Genomic DNA, 17,420 nt, shown 5'->3' on the forward strand with positions numbered 1-17,420 from the left:
GCTCCGGCGGCCACCTGACAAGGTTTACTGCGCTTCCGGTGCTCACGGAATTGATGGTCCCCTCCGCTCCGGTTCTCGAAAACCACGCCATCTGACTCACCGGAACGAATTCTCGATCAGGTCTTCGGTGTCTCAGGCCGCGACGCCGAGGCCCAGCCTGTCGATCGCCAGCTTTCTCGTCGACACATAGTCGGTCTTGCCGGAACCCAGCACCGGGATTTCCTCGACCTTGACGATGTCGTTCGGCACCATCAGCTCGGCGGCACCCGCCTGTTTGCCGAATTTGCGCAACTCGTCGGGGTTGGCATCGTCGGCGGTGGTGACCAGAACGATGCGTTCGCCGCGCCTCTTGTCCGGCACCGCCACCGCCGCATGGCGTTCTTCCGGCCACAGCGACTGCACCAGCATCTCGACCGCGCCCAGCGACACCATCTCGCCGGCGATCTTGGCGAAGCGCTTGGCGCGGCCGCGGATGGTGATGAAGCCTTCGCGGTCGACGGCCACGATGTCGCCGGTGTCGTGCCAGCCGGTCAGCGGCTGCAATTCACCGGGGCGGTCCGATGTCATGTAGCCCATCATCAGGTTGGGTCCGTCGAGCCACAACTGGCCGGCATCGGCAATGCCATCGACCGGCTCCAGCTTCATGCGCATCGCCGGGAGCAGCCGCCCGACCGTGCCGTCACGTCCATGGATTGCGGTGTTGACGGCAACCACGGGAGCGGCTTCGGTCAGCCCGAAACCTTCGATGATCTCAGCCTGGAAGCGCTCGCGATAGACGCGACGGGTTTCCGGCTTCACCGCCTCGGCGCCGGCGACGACGAAGCGCAGGCTGGAAAAATCGCCGTCCTTGGCGGTGCGCGCATAATTGGCGAGGAACGTGTCGGTACCGAACATGATCGTCGGCTTCACCTTGCGCGCTACCTCGGGGATGATCTTGTAGTGCAGCGGCGAGGGGTAGAGGAACAGTTTTACCCCGGTGACCAGCGGCAGGATGGTGCCGCCTGTCAGGCCGAAGGAGTGGAACACCGGCAGCACGTTGAGCAGGATGTCGGCAGGCGAGATGGTGATGCGCGCCTCGGCCTGCATGGCATTGGCGAGCAGGTTTTTGTGCGACAGCACCACCGCCTTGGGAGTGCCTTCCGAACCCGAGGTGAACAGGATCACCGCCGGCTTGGCCGCGTCCTGCCGCTGCAGGGGCAATCGCCACAGCAAGGCGGCGGCAAGCTTCTCCAGCGCGGTGACGGCTTCGCGCACATCCTCGAGCCAAAGCAGCCTGGCGCCGCCCTTTTCGACCGCCGCGACGATGTCGGCGAGGTCGGCCTTCTCGACGAAGGCGCGGGAGGAGACAACCGTGCGGATCACAGCCGTGCGCACCGCGGCGGTCACGCTGGCTGGGCCGGCGGTGTAGTTGATCATTGCCGCCACCCGGCCGGCAGACAGCAGGCCGACAAACGACAGCACCACGCCATTGGCGTTGGGCAGCAGCAGGCCGACCGCCTCGCCCGGCGCCGTCACCGCCTCGAACCGGCGCCCCAGGACGCGGGCGCCGATGAACATCTTGCGGTAGCTCAGCGCGCCGGAGATGACATCCTCGATGATCGGGTGCGAGACGCCGACACGGGCTGCGGCGTCGCGCATGGCCAGGAACAGGCCACGATCGAGGTCGGTGCCGAAAAGCCGGGCTTCGGCGACACGGTCGAACAGCGTGTTGGTGTTCGAAGCCTGGTCGGGGTTGCGTGCCATCAGTTCGGCGATGGTCATCGGCTCCAGCACGCTGATCGACAGCTGCGGAAACCAGTGCCGCGGTGCCTTGTCCGCCGGCGTCAGCGATACCGGCAGCCTGCGCGCACCGCCGACAAAGATCGGCACGATGCTGGCGTCGGCCTGCATGGCGATGCGGGTGACAGCGCGAAACAGCCGAAACGTCTTGACGTCAGGCTCGACCGCGTCCGGCAAATAGACGGCAAGCCGCCCCTTGCCCTTCAGAACGCGCACCAGACGGCGGCTGACGAAGACATGTTCGGCGTTGAAGGCGATGGTGCGGCCAAGCTCGCGCCACGGTTCGAGCCATGGCGACCGCGCCGAGACATCGTCGAGTATATGCAGTGTGTCGTCCGGCAGCAGCGACAGCATCAGCGCCGGCTCGAAACGCGATTGATGCGAGATGACGTAGATGACGGGAACCTGCGCCTTGCGGGCGATCCTGATGCGGTTGTCGTCGATCCGGTAGGCGAGCTTGAACGGCACATAGAGCAGCGCCTGGGTGAAACGGAGGCCGAGGCGGAATTTCTCCACCACGCCGATCAGCAGCCAGGCCAGAACGAGACCCGCAAGCAGCGCCAGTGTCAGGATCATGCCGCTTCTCTCCCAACGATTTTAGCATCGCGGCTCTTTTGCGGCCGCTTCGGCCAGAACCTAGACGATGTGGGAGCAACGTCAATGCGGATGAATAAGTCGCTCGCCTTCCCCCTTGTGGGGTGAGAAGTGGTCCGCGCAGCGGGCGAAAAGCCAATTGCTTGGCTTATCTAACTTCGAACACCCTGAGCCTGCGAAGGGCCGGGTGGTGGACGGCCACCTGCCGGGTCCCCGCTGCTTTGCAGCGACCCAGCGTTCGCTGGCCTTTCATCGTGCCACCGGCACGATGAATTCGCTCCGCGAACCGGCCGCTCACCCCACAGGGGGAGAAGGCAAACTGCAGCTCACGCCGCCTTCAACCGCCCGCTGATGAAACGAAACTCCTGCGTCTTGCCGCCGTAGCCATAGGCGGCTGCCGGCACTTCATGCACGAAGGCATAGCTTTCCTCGTGCACGCCGCCCAGCAGGCGGCCGAAAGCGTCGAAGATCGCCTTCAGATAGGCTTCCAGCTCAAGCTTGGTGTTGGTGCCATCGACCACCTTGATGTCGAGCCAGAACGTGTTGGCGCCGTGCTCGGCAAGTGACTTGCCGCCGGCGAACCAATGCTGCGGATCGATGTAGGATACGGCAACCGCGGTAATTGTCGGATCCTTGCGCAGCTGCGTGGCGGTGATCACGGTGATTTCCCTGGCGATGCTGGCGGACAGGGCGGCATCGGGCTTGCCGGTGACGCTGATGTTGATGATGGGCATTTTTGTTCTCCTGGTTTGAGCGGCGTCCGATCGCCGTTGGAAGGAGCATGTCATCATCGTTGAATCAAGAAAATCGAATTGTGTTTAACTGATGATTCGATAATATAGAAGTATGGAAACGCTCGATCCCGATCTGCTCAGGACCTTCCTCGCTTTCGTCGACAGCGGCTCGCTGGCGCAGGCGGCTTCAAGCGTCGGCCGTTCACCCTCGGCGGTCACCGCGCAGATGCAGCGGCTGGAGGAAATTATCGGCGAGCCGCTTCTGGCGCCGCAAGGCCGGGGCCGGGGCCTGACCAAGGCCGGCGAGGATCTCGTCGGTCATGCAAGACGTATCCTGGCGGCGCATCGCGAGGCGTGGCTGGCGCTGAAGGGGGCACGGGCTGCCGGGCGCGTTGCCATCGGCACGACGCAGGATTTCGCCGACAGCGGTTTGCCGGATCTGCTGCGCGCCTTCGCCGTCAGTCATCCGCGCGTCAGGATCGAATTGCGTGTCGGCCGCTCCGCCGAACTGGCGCAAGCGCTGCAGTCCGGTGGGCTCGATCTGGCGATCGTCATGCGTCAGGTCGCTGCGCCGGACGAAGTCGGCGTGCTGCGCGAGCAGATGATATGGCTGTGTTCGCAGAAGGGGCTGGCCTCGCGGCAGGAAGAATTGCCGCTGGCTTTGCTGGATCCCTATTGCGGCTTTCGCGAAGCCGCGCTTGCATCGCTCGATGCAGCGGGACGCCGTTACCGCATCGCCGCCGGCAGCGCCAGCCTGGCCGGCCTGCGCACGGCCGTGAATGCGGGTGTTGCACTGACGCTTCGAACGGCGCGCTTTGCCCATTCGGGCATTGTCGAAGCCTCGCGCGAACTTGGCCTGCCACAGGTGCCGATGGCTGAGTTCGCCATTCGGCTGCGCGCCGGTGCCGGTGGTCCGGCGGCCGATCTGGCGGCACTGCTCAGCGGTGACCTGGCTCTGCCCGGGCTCCGCGGCTGAATCGACGAGATCCGGTATCGCTGAGGGTTAAACGCAAAAGAAAAAGCCGACCTTGCGGTCGGCTTCGAAGTGGGACGGGCCGAGGGGTTTGGGGGGACTTGGGGGTGGCCCGTCACACCAACAATGCATGACCCGGATGATGGTTCCGTGACTGTGTCACTTTTTTTCAAGAAATATTTGACGCCAAGCGTCGCGAGCGGGCCATCAGCCAATCCCGCCCCGCATGGGCAAACACCGCGCACAGCACGATGGCGCCGCCGATCATGCTGGCGGCGGGTGCGATCTCGCCCAGGAACAGGAAGGCAAACAGGATCGCGAACGGCACTTCGGCCGAGCCGAGCAGCCCGGATTCGGCGGCTGGAATGAGCCGCGCGCCTTCCGTCCACAGGATCGAGGACAGCGCGAAGGAGGCACCAAAGGTGACGAGCAGAACGGCGTCCCTTGGTGAAACCGCCAGCGGATCGGTGACGAACCAGCCGAGCACGAACAGCAGGAAGGCCGAAACTGCACCGGCCCAGACCACAGGCGTGTCGCGGAAGGCGCGCACCATGATCATGTAAAGGCCGCTGCCGATCGTCATCAGCAATGCCAGCCCGTCACCGAACAGATTGCCGGTGCCGAAGCCGGACCAGACCATGATCGCTACGCCGCACAGCGACACGGCGGCGGCGACCATCGTCTGCAATCGGAACGGTTCACGCACCAGAAGCCAGGCCAGCAGTGCGGTGACGAAAGGCGCCGTAGCATAGATCACCGCGACATTGGCGACGAAGGTGAACTTGAAGGCCGAGATGAACGCGATGCTGGCCAGCGCCCCTTCCACCGCCAGCAGCCAGCCGCGCCAGCCCAATCGCAGCGTCTCGCGCCCGCCGGAGCGGTGGCGCCGCCACAAGACATAGAGCGCGACCAGGATCGAGCCGACAAAGCCACGCCAGCAGATGATGGTCAGCGGGTCGGCATGGATCGACTTGGTCAGCACGCCGGTCAAGCCGAACACCGCCGCCGATGACGACACCAGCAAGATACCCAGCGTGCGTTCGGCGGTGCTGTCGGTCGGGGCTGCAACGTCAGTCATGCTGCCAGCCTACGCCGTTCCGTCCTGACATCGTAGCGTCAGCAGTGATGGCGATCCCCGTCATAGCCGTTTGCGGAAATGCTCGGTGCCGACGATCAGCAGCCCGGCGGCGATGATGAGGGCGGCACCCAGAAAGACTTCGCGGCGCGGCACGTCGCCCCAGATCGCGAAGCCGAGCGCGAACGCCCACAACAGCGATGTGTATTCGAGCGGTGCGAGGATCGAAGCCGGCGTTCGCTTCATGCCTTCGAAGAGAAGGTATTGCGCAAACCCGCCGAGCGCGCCGACGCTGGCAAGGAGCAGCAACTGGGTCCAGTCCGGCGTCTGCCACCAGAGCAGCGCCGGCCCCGCTGAAAACAGCAGAAAATAGAAATTGTTGAGCAGGAGCTGGATCGTCGAGCGCTCGGCAAGCGCGGTCCTGCGCAAGAGCACGATGGCGATCCCCCACAAAACGGCGGCCGCCAGCACCAGCAGCACCGGGGCGGATAGGCCGAGATGGGTCGGGTCGCAAGCGACGAAGACCCCGGCAAAGCCGATCATCACCGCCAGCCAGCGCAGCATCGGCACCTTTTCGCCGAGCATTACCACCGAAAGCACGGTGACGATGATCGGGGCCGCGTAATAGACGGTGGTCAGTTCGGCGAGCTGCAGGCTGCGGGCGGCGTTGTAGTAACAGAGCCAGGCCGCGAGCGTGAAGGCGCCGCGCACGAGCATCGGCCGCACGATCGGCGAGCGCACCGTGTCGGCAAACAGCTGCCGCCCGCCGATCGCCGCGCAGGCACTTAGGATGGCGATGCTGCGGAAGAACATGATCTGCCAGACCGTCATGCCGCTGACCAACAGCTTGATCGAGGCATCCTGCGTCGAAAACAGCAGATAGGCCGCGCCGGTCAGCAGGATTCCGGCAAGAACCCTTTCGCGTGTTTCGAGAATGGCGATATCGGCCATAAGGCGCGGGACCAAAGGTGCGGAAGGCGACAGAAATGCTGCGAGGAGCGACGTAAAGAACCTGGGAAGTCAGCTCCCTGACACCAAGCTATACGGGCGAAAGCCGGCGCAGCGCTACGCCAGCCTCGTGCTTGCGTTAGGGCAGGGGTTCCTTGGCGAGCTGCGTTGCGAGCCTTACTGCGTCGCCTGGTAGAGTTCCGAAGCGGCCTCTTTCAGCGCGCGACGACCGTCGGGTCTGAAATACATCATGTGCCCGCCCTCGACGACATCGAGACGGATGGGCTTGGCATTGGCGAGTGACGGGATCTGGCTCACCAGGTAGCGCGAAGCCAGGTATGGCGTGACAAGGTCGGTGTAGCCATTGACGATGACCACACCGAGCGAAGGGTTCAGCGAGCGCGCTCGTTGCAGATCATCCATCACGCCGGCATAGCCTTGCCGCGAGATGCCGTAATCCCAATTGTGGCTGATGTCACCGTTGAGCAACCGGTAGCTGACATCGGTGTGGAAATTCAGTTCGTCACGGGCGTAGCCGACGAAAGCCGAGGTCAGTGCGGGGACGCTGCGGTCGAGCACCGGATCCGGACCGGCAATGCCGGCGCTCTCCGGCGCGATATCGGCAGTCGCGATCGTGCCGTCATAAGGACTGAGCACATTGCCGCTGGCGCGGGCGAACTCCCTTGCGAACAGACCGGTCGGGATGCGGGCGAAGTTCCGCTGGACGAGATCGAGCGGCAGGCCGGTGATCTCCGCCACGCGCCGGCTCGCCAGCCGCCCGCCTTGCTCCAGCCCGCTGGCGAGAGCCGTGAGGTATTCGCCCAACGCATAGTGCTCGACCTCGGCGAGTTTCTCCCGCAGCGCATCGCCACCAATGCCTTCGGCGTGCAGGCGCACCGCCGCCAGCGAGGGGAGTTCGAGCGCCCAATGCAGCGGCTCGAATTCGTCGGGCTGGACAAGCATGAATTCGAGCGCTGGCGAGATCAGCACGATGCCGCTTGGACTGATGCCGATATCCTCTTGCAGTGTCCTGGCGAGCAGCGCCGCCCGGAACCCGCCATAGCTTTCCCCGGCGAGGAAGAACGGAGATCCGGTGCGGCTGTTCTGAGCAAGATAGAGGCGGATGAAAGCCCCCATTGAACTGGCATCCTGGTTGACACCCCAGAAGTCGTGCGTGTCCTGGCCCGGTGCCTCGCGGCTGTAGCCGGCTCCGACCGGATCGACGAAGACGAGATCGGTCATGTCGAGCCAACTGTCGGGATTGTCGATGAGTTTTTGCGGCGAAGGCAGGAATTCCCCCTCGGTTCCGGTGGTTATCACGCGCGGTCCGAGCGCGCCGATATGCAGATAGGCGGACGCCGCGCCCGGGCCGCCGTTGAACACGAAGGTGATCGGGCGCCGCGAGTCTTTCACCGCGCCCGCCGGCGATCGCAGCGTGTAGGCGACATAGAAGATCTCCGCCGTGACCGCGCCCTTGCCGGAAAGCAGCGACAGTGTGCCGGCCGTAGCCTGATATTGCAGGCTGCGCCCGGCGATGGTGATCGAATGGTCCGTGGTCTGCGCGGGCGGCAGCAACGACAGCACGCCATCCGTCGGCGCAGGGCGCTCGGCTGTTTCGGCCAAGACGGGTTGCACGAGAGCGGTGAGTATTAGCAGGATGGCGGGAATGAGTTTCAGCCTGGTACGCATGACGCCTCCGGGAACGACTGTCGCATAGGTATGGCCGAGGCGATCGAAGTCAAAGGAAATGCAGTATCGTCCTTCCTGCCTGTCAGCGGTCGAAGCATGCTCCGGTTTCACAGGGACCGACGACGCAGGATGCTGGCGCAGGAAAGTCAAAACATCGAGCTGATCTTGGGCGGTGCTTCACGAGCGCCGCGACCATAGTCAAGAAGGGCGCGCTCCCAAAGCACGCTGCTGTCAAAAGACCGCTAGCGCTCCGAGCGCAGGCGACAGCACATGCAATAGCCTTGTTCCAATCAATGCCGCCCCCTCCAAACAAACTCGACGGCGACATTAGTTGGGGGTTGTGGCAAGAATCCAATTCTGGAACGTATCTGCCGAATTGCTCTTTGGCGGGCTCTATGGCGGGCTGCCGGGCTTGTTGTAGGCAACCGCCCTTGTCTCGATCGCGCGGTATGAAACCAACTGACGAAAAAGGGTAGAAACATGGATGCCACCGAACTGAAGGCCATGCAGGCGCCGCTGAAGCAGGCCTATCGCGACGACGCTTCGCAGGCGCTGATCACGCTGAAGGCAAGGGGCTCGATCGATGACCAGTCGGTTGCCTGCAAGGTGGAGACGGGCAGGGCGCTCGCAATCGCCGGGCTGCATCCGGCAACCGGCGGCTCGGGGCTTGAGCTCTGCTCGGGCGACATGCTGCTAGAGGCGCTGGTGGCCTGCGCCGGGGTGACGCTGAAGGCGGTGGCGACGGCGCTGGAGTTCAAGCTCGGCGCCGCCACGGTGGAGGCCGAAGGCGACCTCGATTTTCGTGGCACGCTCGGCGTCGCCAAGGATGCGCCGGTCGGCTTTCGCGCCATCCGGCTCAAATTCAGTCTCGACACCGATGAGCCGCAGGAGCGGATAGATTCGCTGCTGAAGCTGACCGAACGCTATTGCGTGGTGTTACAGACCATCAACCAGAAGCCGGAGCTTACGGTGAGCGCGGGGCGCTGAAACGCCACGAGATCCGCGGCCGCCGGGCCGCGGATCTCGTGCGCCTGATGCTTACTGTGCCGCCGGCTCTTCCGCATCGCCCTCGTCGGTGAAAGGCGAGGCGCTCGGCACGCATTGCACCGACCAGCCGGTCGGTGTCGGCTGCTTCTGATATTCGGTGATGGCGGCGGTGCATTGCTCGCGCTTGTCGAAGGTGCTGGGCAGCACGACCATGCCGCCCTGCGGGCCGGCGATTACCAGATACCAGACCAACGCTACGGTCGAAGCCATGGGAATTTCCTTGTTCTGCCCAGCCAGGGCGCTTGTTGCGGGAGTCGTTGCGATCCTATCAACTCCGCCGAAATGACGAAAGCATGACCGCCGCGCAACCTTCCACCGTCGCATCACAGCCGCGTGATGTGACGGTGGGTCATAGCCCGACTTTCGAAACCCAATCGGCTCAGTTGGTGGCAAAACAATAGAACAGGCCGTCGCCGCCGGTGCCCTTCAGCGCCTCCTGGCTGCAGCCGCCACGCGAGGCATGCGACGAGTTCCAGGATTTGGCGGCCGCCGAATCGTCGAGGCCGGTACGGTCGTGATGGCCCACCATCGCGGCTCCTTCCACCCCGCTCATCGTCCAGTCACCGCAGGTCTGGTCGGCGATCCTCGTGCCGTCGGGCTTGGAGCCGGTCAGCACGTCGTGTCGGTTTGGCGTGTCGCCGCGGCCGTTGACCACTTCGCCCTTTTCGTTCAGCGCCGTCTGCTTGGTGATGCCGTTTGTGTCGCTGTGCAGGGAGGCGACGTCGTCGGCAATCTTCATGCCCTTGGCGTTCACCCACGGCCCCTTCCCGATGCGCTCGCGCGCGTCGGTGTCGCTGGTCGATAGGTAGGCGGCCCAGGTCTTGCCGGTGACGCCAGCGGCTTCCGCCAGCGAGGCGCAATGTGCGTCGGCACCCTTGAGGCCGCCGAGATCGGCACCTTTGCCTGAACCGACGCTGGTGACGAAGAAGCTCATAGTTGCACCTTGCGAATAGGCGGCGCCCGCGGCTGCGATCAGGGCGGCGGCGGTGGCGAGAAGCAGTCTGCGCATGATGGTCCTCCGTTCAAGGTTCGAATGTCTGACATTCGAAGAACGTCGGCGGTGCCGAAAATCTTCCGGCAAAAAACAGCTATTCCGGTTGGCGATAGGCGACGAAGCGGTTGTGCTTGGCCTGGAAGATCAGTCCGGTCTCTTTCAGGTCGGGGCTGGCGAGCGGCACGATGCGTTTGGCGATCTCCGACGGGTGCGGCAGCGTCGCCGGATCCTCGCCAGGCATCGCCTGCGCCCGCATCGCGGTACGGGTGGCGCCGGGGTCGGCGGCGTTGACCCTGAGCGGCAGGCTTTCCGTCTCATGCGCCCAGGAGCGCATCATCGTCTCGACGGCAGCCTTTGATGCAGCGTAGGGCGCCCAAAAAGCACGCGCCGAGTGGGCCGAGTTGGCAGATAGCAAAATGGCGCGGCCGGCATCGGAGAGCCGCAGCAACGGGTCGACCGAGCGGATCAGCCGCCATGTCGAGGTGACGTTGATGGTCATCACCTTCTCGAAGGTCTTGGCCTCGACATGGCCGATCGGCGAGATGACGCCGAGCACGGCGGCATTGGCGACGAGAATGTCGAGCTTGCCCCAGCGCTCGTGGATGGCGCCGCCCAGCCGGTCGATGCCGGCCATGTCGGCGAGGTCGAGCGGCACCAGCGTCGCCTGGCCGCCGGCCGCCTTGATCTGGTCGTCGAGCTCTTCCAGGCCGCCGACGGTGCGCGCTATCGCGATGACATGCGCGCCGGCTGCAGCCAGTTCCTTGGCGATGAAATAGCCGATGCCGCGCGAGGCGCCGGTGACGACCGCAACGCGGTCGGTAAGGTCGAGGGTCATGCGATGGCTTCCGGAAATCTGGCTAGGGAAAGTGACGGCCCGGCAATCCTACAACCCGCTCGTCGCCAGCAGCGACAGCGTGCGCACATTGTCGTGGCCTTCGAAGTCGAGCAGGCGCGTCGGGTACTGGCCGGTGAAGCAGGCATCGCAGAATTGCGGCTGGTCGTTGTCGCGGCTGGCCTCGCCGACGGCGCGATAAAGGCCATCGATGGTGAGGAAGCCGAGCGAATCGACCCGGATGAACTCGGCCATTTCTTCCACCGACATGCGCGATGCCAGAAGCTTCGATTTTTCCGGCGTGTCAACGCCATAGAAGCAGGAGGCGCGCGTCGGCGGCGAAGCGATGCGCATATGCACTTCCTTGGCGCCGGCGTCGCGCACCATCTGCACGATCTTCTGGCTGGTGGTGCCGCGCACGATGCTGTCGTCGACCAGCACCACACGCTTGCCCTCGATCATGCGACGGTTGGCGTTGTGCTTGAGCTTGACGCCCATGTGGCGGATCGAATCGCCGGGCTGGATGAAGGTCCGGCCGACATAATGGTTGCGGATGATGCCGAGTTCGAAGGGAATGCCGGCGGCCTGGCTAAAGCCGATCGCTGCCGGCGTGCCGGAATCCGGTACCGGCACGACGATGTCGGCCTCGACCGGGCTTTCCTGCGCCAGTTCGGCGCCGATGCGCTTGCGCACTTCGTAGACGTTGCGGCCCTCGACCGAGGAATCCGGCCGGGCGAAATAGACATATTCGAAGATGCAGAAGCGGGTCTTCTGCGGTTCGAAGGGAAAAAGGCTCTCGATGCCCTTGGCGGTGACGACGACCATCTCGCCGGGCTTGAGATCGCGCACGAAGCGCGCCCCGATGATGTCGAGCGCGCAGGTTTCGGACGCCAGGATCCAGGCGCCGTCGAGGTCGCCGAGCACCAGTGGCCGGATGCCGAGCGGATCGCGGCAGCCGATCATCTTCTTCGACGTCATCGCCACCAGCGAGAAGGCGCCCTCGACCTGGCGCACCGCATCGATGAAACGCGAGTTCAAATCGCGCTCCTTGCTGGTGGCGACGAGGTGCAAAAGCGTCTCGGTATCGGAGGTGGAGGAGAAGATGGCGCCCTGCTTCTGCAGCGCGCGCTGAACGGTCATGGCGTTGGTCAGGTTGCCGTTGTGGGCGACGGCAAAGCCACCATCGGCCAACTCGGCGAAGAAGGGCTGGATGTTGCGCATACCGGCGCCGCCCGTCGTGGCGTAGCGCGTATGGCCGATGGCGCGGTTGCCTTGCAGGCTGTCGATGACGCGCTGCTTGGTGAAGGTGTCGCCGATCAGGCCGACATGGCGTTCGACATGGAACTGGCTGCCATCATAGGAAACGATGCCGGCCGCTTCCTGGCCGCGATGCTGCAGCGCATGCAGGCCAAGTGTGACGATGGCTGCCGCGTCCTGCCGGCCGAAAATGCCGAACACGCCGCATTCGTCGTGGAAATGGTCGTCGGCCTCGGCGGAAAGCACGTCGTCTGCGTCTGCCATCTTAAGCTCCGCTAAAATCGCCATATAGTGCGGGTTCGCGTCGAAAGCAACGCGCGCCGTGCAGCCGTTCACACGATCGTCAGTTCCCGACGCCCTTTCCGGCGTCAGTTCGCCGGTGCCGCCGGTGCTGGACTGGCCGGGGCGTTGTCCGCGGGCGGCGTTGCGGCGTCATTGTCGTCGGGCGCCGGCGTGTTGGCGTCGTCGCCACCCGCCGGAGCGTCCGCCGCCGGCGCGTCGGGGGCCGCGGGGGTCTCGGTAGCCGGCTGATTCGGGTTGAGCTTCTTGAGGATGGCGTTTTCGGGATCCTCGGGCAGCAGGCTTTCGAGCTTGGCGCCGATCTGCTCCAGCAACGGCCGCGACTTGGCATCCGTGACCCAGGCCGGTGCCTTGGCACCAGCCAGCCAGTTGAAGAACAGCAGTGCGACGGCAACGACCAGAATGCCGCGCGCCGCGCCGTAGAGAAAGCCCAGCGTGCGGTCGAGTGCGCCGATCCTGGAATCGATGATCCAGTCGGCGAGCTTCATGGTGATGACCGAGACGACGATCAGCGCGATGACGAAGACGATGCCGGCGGCGGCCGCCATGGCGATCTTTTCGTTGTCGATGTACGGCTTGAGATATGGCAGGACCGGCTTGTAGAAGAAGAACGCCGCCGCTGCCGCCGCTGCCCAGGAGACGACGGACAGGATTTCGCGCGAGAAGCCGCGAACCATGGCGAGCATCGCCGAGACCAGGGTGAAGCCGACGAGAATTCCGTCAAGCAGCGTAATCGGCATGTCTTTCGCCTCACTCCATGAGCCGCGTTATAGCGCGGAGCATCGGGTTTTCCCAAAACCGGTTCCCACTTTTGGGTCCGATGCTCTAGTCTTGCTCGTCCACGCGGCTTCGGCGTGAGCCGGCGATGCGTGCCACGAGGTCGGCAAGCTCGGTCGGCTGGAAAGCACCGGCCCCGATCCCCCCGGCAAGTTCCTCGCTGCCCAAGGGCAGAACCGCGCTTCCAAAACCCAGCTTTTCGGCTTCCTTGAGGCGCTGTTGCGCATGCGCAACCGGCCTCACGGCGCCCGAAAGGCTGATTTCGCCGAAATAGACGCAATCGGCGGGAAGGGCAAGACCGGTGAGCGAGGAAACCAGGGCCGCAGCCACCGCCAGATCGGCCGCGGGCTCCGAGATACGATAGCCGCCGGCGACGTTGAGATAGACATCGTGGCTGCCGAAGCGCACCCCGCAATGGGCTTCGAGAACCGCCAGGATCATCGACAGCCGCGCGCCATCCCAGCCGACGACGGCGCGGCGCGGCGTGCCGAGCGAGGAGGGGGCGACCAGCGCCTGGATCTCGACCAGCACCGGCCTTGTTCCCTCCATGCCGGCGAAAACCGCCGCACCTGGCGATTTCGCATGGCGTTCGCCAAGGAAAAGCTCGGACGGGTTGGCAACCTCGCGCAAACCCTTGTCCGACATCTCGAAGACGCCGATCTCGTCGGTCGGCCCAAAACGGTTCTTCACCGTGCGCAGGATGCGGAAATGATGGCCGCCTTCGCCTTCGAAGTAGAGCACGGCGTCGACCATATGCTCGACGACGCGTGGCCCTGCGATCTGGCCTTCCTTGGTGACATGGCCGACCAGGACGATTGCCGCCCCCGTGGATTTCGCATAGCGGATCATCGCCTGGGCGGCGGCGCGCACCTGGGTGACGGTGCCCGGTGCCGACTCGGCGAGGTCGGTCCACAGCGTCTGGATTGAATCCAGGATCACCAGGTCCGGCCGCTTGCCATCGGCGATGGTGGCGAGAATGTCCTCGACATTGGTCTCGGCGGCAAGTTCCACGGGTGCCGAGGCAACACCGAGCCGCTGCGCCCGCAGCCTGATCTGCGCGACGGCCTCTTCGCCCGAGACATAGACGATGCGGTGGCCCTTTGACGCCAGCGCAGCCGCGGCCTGGGTCAAAAGCGTCGACTTGCCGATACCGGGGTCGCCGCCGACCAGCAGCGCCGAGCCGCGCACGAACCCGCCGCCGGTGGCGCGGTCGAGTTCGCCAATGCCCGAGATGATGCGCGGCGCGTCCTCGATGTCGCCCGACAGCGTGGTCAGCACCACCGCGCGGCCCTTGCGGGCATTGCGCGTGTTGGCCGGTCCCGAGCCGATGCCGCCGGACGTGCCTTCCTCGACCAGCGTGTTCCACTCGCCGCAGGCATCGCATTTGCCGGCCCAGCGCTGGTGCACCGATCCGCAGTTCTGGCAGATGAACTGAACGCGCGATTTGGCCATCAGTTGGATACCGCCTGAAAATGGCCTGGGCGCGGTGCGCGAGGGTAGGTCAAAAAATTACTCGAACCTTTCCGGCAAATGATGCTCTTCGGCAAGGTCGGAGAAGCGGGTGAACTCGCCCTGGAAGGCGAGGCTGACGGTGCCGGTCGGTCCATGCCGCTGCTTGGCAATGATCACTTCGGCCTTGCCCTGGACCTCGACCATCTTTGTTTCCCAGGCGAGATGCTCGGGCGTGCCTTTCTCAGGCTCCTTGTTTTTGATGTAATATTCCTCGCGGTACACAAACAGCACCACGTCGGCGTCCTGCTCGATCGAGCCCGATTCGCGCAAGTCGGACAGCTGAGGATGCTTGTCGTCGCGGCTTTCGACCTGACGCGAGAGCTGTGAGAGGGCGATGATCGGCACGCCAAGCTCCTTGCCAAGCGCCTTCAGTCCGGTGGTGATCTCGGTGATTTCCTGGACGCGGTTCTGCGACGCCTTGGCGGACGAACCCTGCATGAGCTGGATATAGTCGATGACCATCAGGTCCAGCCCGCGCTGGCGCTTGAGGCGGCGGGCGCGAGCCGCAAGCTGGGCAATCGAAATACCACCCGTCTGGTCGATGTAGAGCGGGCGCTTGTGGTTCTCCTGCGTGTACGCGACAAGCTTGCCGAAATCGGCTTCGGTCAAATCGCCACGCCTGATCTTCGACGACGGGATTTCAGTCTGCTCGGAGATGATGCGGGTGGCCAGCTGCTCCGACGACATTTCGAGCGAGAAGAAGCCGACGACGCCGCCATTGGCCGCCTTGACGGAGCCGTCGGCCTGCTGGGCAGGCTCATAGGCGGCAGCGATGTTATAGGCGATGTTGGTGGCCAGCGATGTCTTGCCCATGCCGGGTCGGCCGGCGATGATGATCAAATCCGAAGGCTGCAGGCCGCCCATGCGATGGTCGAGATCGCGCAGGCCGGTGGCGATGCCGGACAGGTGGCCATCGCGCATGTAGGCCGCGCTGGCCATGTCGACGGCGTTCTTCAACGCATCGGAAAAACTCTCGAAACCGCCATCGTAGCGGCCGTTCTCGGCCAACTCGAACAGCCGCCGCTCGGCATCCTCGATCTGTTCGGTGGGCGCCATGTCGACCGGCGCGTCATAGGCGATGTTGACCATGTCCTCGCCGACGGTGATCAGCGCGCGGCGCGTCGCAAGGTCATAGATGGCGCGGCCATAGTCGGTGGCGTTGACGACGGTGACGGCTTCAACCGCCAGCCGAACGACGTATTGCGCCATCGTCATGTCGCCGACCTTCTCGTCGGCCGGCAGGAAGGTTTTCAGCGTGATCGGCGTCGCCACCTTGCCCATGCGGATGAACTCGGATGCCACCTCATAGATCTTGCGGTGCAGCGGCTCGTAGAAATGGCTGGCCTTGAGGAAGTCCGAGACGCGGTAGAAGGCGTCGTTGTTGACGAGGATGGCGCCGAGCAATGCCTGCTCGGCCTCGATGTTGTTTGGCGCTTCACGATAAAGCGGTGTTTCCGCGACGCCGAATTTTCGCGCTGCTTCTGCCATGATGTCCCCGATTCCGATCCCGGCTTCTCGATATCAGAACCCGACAATTTGATGCTGACTTATATGCATCAGTGCCCGCCCAACCGTCTTTGATGCCCGCGATTCACAGCCAAGATTTTTCGGTGGAAAGAATCCTGATTGACTCGAATCGAAGTGGCGAGCCTAGCGGTTCTCAAAAAAGAACAAAACAGGAAAATTGTGGGTGTTGCGGTCTATCACCTGCCCAGCCTGTCGCCCCAGTCCAGCCGCCGGGCCAGCTTGAAGTCCGCGCCGTCGCGCTTGGTGAACAATCGCTCCGTGGCAGTGCCGTCTTGCTGGCAAAGCTTGAGCAGAACCTTGCCGGAGCCGGATTTCGGTGGTGCTAGAACCCGTGGCTGGCGGGACGTGGGCCCGTCTCGGGAAGCGGCGACATAGATGAACTTCTCGTCCTCCCACGGCACGTCGGCATCCTTGGCCAGCCGGTGCAGGCGCGAGCGAGCGACGCGGCGGGAAAAATGGCACCAGTCGGGCGGGGCGAGCGGGCAGGGCGCCTGATGCGGGCAGGGCGCAAGCACATGCGCGCCCGCCTCGATCAGTTGCCGGCGCACGGCAAGGATGCGCTGCCACCCGGCCGGCGTGCCCGGTTCGACGATCAGCAGCGTATCGCCAGTGAGTTGCCACAACCGATCGATGAGCTTTGGCAGTGAAGCGGGGACAATTTCGTCGAGCACATAGGCGCAGGTGACCAGGTCGGCCGGCTCCAGATCGGCAAGGTCTATGGTGGCGTCGCCGGCCAGCCACCTGGTCTGCGCGGCAATCGCATCAGTGGCAAGCGTCTCGCCGACCTTGCGCACTGCGGCGCTGGCTTCGAACAACACCGCCTGTTCGAGATCGGGCCACAGGTCGGTCGTGGCCCAAAGCACCGTACCAGGGCCGGCGCCGACGTCCAGCAGGCTCCTGGGTTGAAAGCCGGGCCTGGCATCGCTCAGCGCGTCGAGGCTGGCGCGGACGGCGGCGTAGGTCGCCGGCAGCCGCGTCGCCAGATAGGCTTGCACGGCCATGTCCTCGGCCATATGCAGCCGGCCGTCGCGCAACTCGGCGCGATAGCGGTCGGATAGCGTTTTTGCCGCTTGCTTCAGTGTCGCCAGCGGGACGTTTTCGAGCAGGCGCTCGACACCCAGGCGAAGTGGGGCCGGCAACTCCATGCTCAGGCTCCGTGTGGCGCGCTGCAGAACGAAAAGCAGCCGGCGATCTCGGCCAGAGCGGCAGCGACGTAGAGGACATAGGTCATGAAAAAGGTCCCGTGGCGATCACGGGACCTTTTTCAGTGCAGGGGCAGGCAATGGCAAGCGGCAATAGTATTTCCAATGCATGTCGCTCAACCGGAGCCCGGTTTTGGCAGAACGACACCTGAGGCGCGTCGCCGGGGTCCGTTCAAACGC

Annotated in this window: 15 protein-coding genes; 2 read left to right on the forward strand and 13 right to left on the reverse strand. The window is 64.3% G+C overall.

The features are described from left to right. Window positions 1-132: 132 nt before the first annotated feature. Entirely contained in the window at window positions 133-2,355 is a 2,223-nt protein-coding gene (locus AC1D10_RS23950; protein ID WP_477276218.1) for an AMP-binding protein, read from the reverse strand. A 344-nt stretch (window positions 2,356-2,699) separates the two neighbouring features. Beyond that, window positions 2,700-3,107 (reverse strand): tautomerase family protein, encoded by a 408-nt coding sequence (locus AC1D10_RS23955; protein WP_477276220.1) that lies wholly within the window; start codon window positions 3,105-3,107, stop codon window positions 2,700-2,702. A 112-nt stretch (window positions 3,108-3,219) separates the two neighbouring features. On the opposite strand from AC1D10_RS23955, the gene AC1D10_RS23960 reads away from it, so the two are divergent. Beyond that, complete coding sequence (locus tag AC1D10_RS23960) at window positions 3,220-4,083, forward strand: LysR substrate-binding domain-containing protein (protein ID WP_477276222.1); 864 nt, start codon at window positions 3,220-3,222, stop codon at window positions 4,081-4,083. A gap of 166 nt (window positions 4,084-4,249) precedes the next feature. On the opposite strand, the gene AC1D10_RS23965 is transcribed toward AC1D10_RS23960, so the two are convergent. The 3 genes from AC1D10_RS23965 to AC1D10_RS23975 all read right to left on the reverse strand — a co-directional run bounded on the left by AC1D10_RS23965 (window position 4,250) and on the right by AC1D10_RS23975 (window position 7,792). Further along, window positions 4,250-5,158, reverse strand: a complete 909-nt coding sequence (locus tag AC1D10_RS23965; protein WP_477276224.1) for a DMT family transporter — start codon at window positions 5,156-5,158, stop codon at window positions 4,250-4,252. A gap of 60 nt (window positions 5,159-5,218) precedes the next feature. Next, on the reverse strand, window positions 5,219-6,106 hold the full coding sequence (locus AC1D10_RS23970) for a DMT family transporter (protein ID WP_477276226.1): 888 nt from the start codon (window positions 6,104-6,106) through the stop codon (window positions 5,219-5,221). A 174-nt stretch (window positions 6,107-6,280) separates the two neighbouring features. Then, on the reverse strand, window positions 6,281-7,792 hold the full coding sequence (locus AC1D10_RS23975) for a S10 family peptidase (protein WP_477276228.1): 1,512 nt from the start codon (window positions 7,790-7,792) through the stop codon (window positions 6,281-6,283). 480 nt (window positions 7,793-8,272) lie between these two features. On the opposite strand from AC1D10_RS23975, the gene AC1D10_RS23980 reads away from it, so the two are divergent. Further along, window positions 8,273-8,779, forward strand: a complete 507-nt coding sequence (locus AC1D10_RS23980; protein ID WP_477276230.1) for an OsmC family protein — start codon at window positions 8,273-8,275, stop codon at window positions 8,777-8,779. Window positions 8,780-8,830: 51 nt separating this feature from the next. On the opposite strand, the gene AC1D10_RS23985 is transcribed toward AC1D10_RS23980, so the two are convergent. The 8 genes from AC1D10_RS23985 to AC1D10_RS24020 all read right to left on the reverse strand — a co-directional run bounded on the left by AC1D10_RS23985 (window position 8,831) and on the right by AC1D10_RS24020 (window position 17,183). Continuing rightward, entirely contained in the window at window positions 8,831-9,049 is a 219-nt protein-coding gene (locus AC1D10_RS23985; RefSeq protein ID WP_111549227.1) for a hypothetical protein, read from the reverse strand. 169 nt (window positions 9,050-9,218) lie between these two features. Further along, window positions 9,219-9,848, reverse strand: a complete 630-nt coding sequence (locus AC1D10_RS23990; RefSeq protein WP_477276232.1) for a hypothetical protein — start codon at window positions 9,846-9,848, stop codon at window positions 9,219-9,221. Between the two features lie 79 nt (window positions 9,849-9,927). Next, complete coding sequence (locus tag AC1D10_RS23995; RefSeq protein ID WP_477276234.1) at window positions 9,928-10,668, reverse strand: SDR family NAD(P)-dependent oxidoreductase; 741 nt, start codon at window positions 10,666-10,668, stop codon at window positions 9,928-9,930. Between the two features lie 48 nt (window positions 10,669-10,716). After that, window positions 10,717-12,186: an amidophosphoribosyltransferase gene (gene purF, locus AC1D10_RS24000; protein WP_477276236.1), complete on the reverse strand. Its 1,470-nt coding sequence runs from the start codon at window positions 12,184-12,186 to the stop codon at window positions 10,717-10,719. Between the two features lie 104 nt (window positions 12,187-12,290). Further along, window positions 12,291-12,962 (reverse strand): CvpA family protein, encoded by a 672-nt coding sequence (locus tag AC1D10_RS24005; RefSeq protein ID WP_477276238.1) that lies wholly within the window; start codon window positions 12,960-12,962, stop codon window positions 12,291-12,293. An 85-nt stretch (window positions 12,963-13,047) separates the two neighbouring features. Further along, window positions 13,048-14,451 carry a DNA repair protein RadA gene (gene radA / locus AC1D10_RS24010; RefSeq protein ID WP_477276240.1) on the reverse strand — a complete coding sequence of 468 codons (1,404 nt, stop codon included), beginning with the start codon at window positions 14,449-14,451 and terminating at the stop codon, window positions 13,048-13,050. 57 nt (window positions 14,452-14,508) lie between these two features. Then, entirely contained in the window at window positions 14,509-15,999 is a 1,491-nt protein-coding gene (locus tag AC1D10_RS24015) for a replicative DNA helicase (RefSeq protein WP_258592706.1), read from the reverse strand. 215 nt (window positions 16,000-16,214) lie between these two features. Next, on the reverse strand, window positions 16,215-17,183 hold the full coding sequence (locus tag AC1D10_RS24020; RefSeq protein ID WP_477276243.1) for a small ribosomal subunit Rsm22 family protein: 969 nt from the start codon (window positions 17,181-17,183) through the stop codon (window positions 16,215-16,217). Between the last annotated feature and the right edge of the window lie 237 nt (window positions 17,184-17,420).

It is taken from the genome of Mesorhizobium sp. P2_A8 (assembly GCF_056404935.1).

Bases quoted from the DNA above. Each gene is read 5' to 3' on its own strand.
- AC1D10_RS23980 (WP_477276230.1), top strand. From the start codon at position 8,273: ATGGATGCCACCGAACTGAAGGCCATGCAGGCGCCGCTGAAGCAGGCC.
- AC1D10_RS23950 (WP_477276218.1), bottom strand. From the start codon at position 2,355: ATGATCCTGACACTGGCGCTGCTTGCGGGTCTCGTTCTGGCCTGGCTG.
- purF (WP_477276236.1), bottom strand. From the start codon at position 12,186: ATGGCAGACGCAGACGACGTGCTTTCCGCCGAGGCCGACGACCATTTC.
- AC1D10_RS23975 (WP_477276228.1), bottom strand. From the start codon at position 7,792: ATGCGTACCAGGCTGAAACTCATTCCCGCCATCCTGCTAATACTCACC.
- AC1D10_RS23995 (WP_477276234.1), bottom strand. From the start codon at position 10,668: ATGACCCTCGACCTTACCGACCGCGTTGCGGTCGTCACCGGCGCCTCG.
- radA (WP_477276240.1), bottom strand. From the start codon at position 14,451: ATGGCCAAATCGCGCGTTCAGTTCATCTGCCAGAACTGCGGATCGGTG.
- AC1D10_RS23955 (WP_477276220.1), bottom strand. From the start codon at position 3,107: ATGCCCATCATCAACATCAGCGTCACCGGCAAGCCCGATGCCGCCCTG.
- AC1D10_RS23990 (WP_477276232.1), bottom strand. From the start codon at position 9,848: ATGCGCAGACTGCTTCTCGCCACCGCCGCCGCCCTGATCGCAGCCGCG.
- AC1D10_RS24020 (WP_477276243.1), bottom strand. From the start codon at position 17,183: ATGGAGTTGCCGGCCCCACTTCGCCTGGGTGTCGAGCGCCTGCTCGAA.
- AC1D10_RS23970 (WP_477276226.1), bottom strand. From the start codon at position 6,106: ATGGCCGATATCGCCATTCTCGAAACACGCGAAAGGGTTCTTGCCGGA.
- AC1D10_RS24015 (WP_258592706.1), bottom strand. From the start codon at position 15,999: ATGGCAGAAGCAGCGCGAAAATTCGGCGTCGCGGAAACACCGCTTTAT.
- AC1D10_RS24005 (WP_477276238.1), bottom strand. From the start codon at position 12,962: ATGCCGATTACGCTGCTTGACGGAATTCTCGTCGGCTTCACCCTGGTC.
- AC1D10_RS23965 (WP_477276224.1), bottom strand. From the start codon at position 5,158: ATGACTGACGTTGCAGCCCCGACCGACAGCACCGCCGAACGCACGCTG.
- AC1D10_RS23960 (WP_477276222.1), top strand. From the start codon at position 3,220: ATGGAAACGCTCGATCCCGATCTGCTCAGGACCTTCCTCGCTTTCGTC.
- AC1D10_RS23985 (WP_111549227.1), bottom strand. From the start codon at position 9,049: ATGGCTTCGACCGTAGCGTTGGTCTGGTATCTGGTAATCGCCGGCCCG.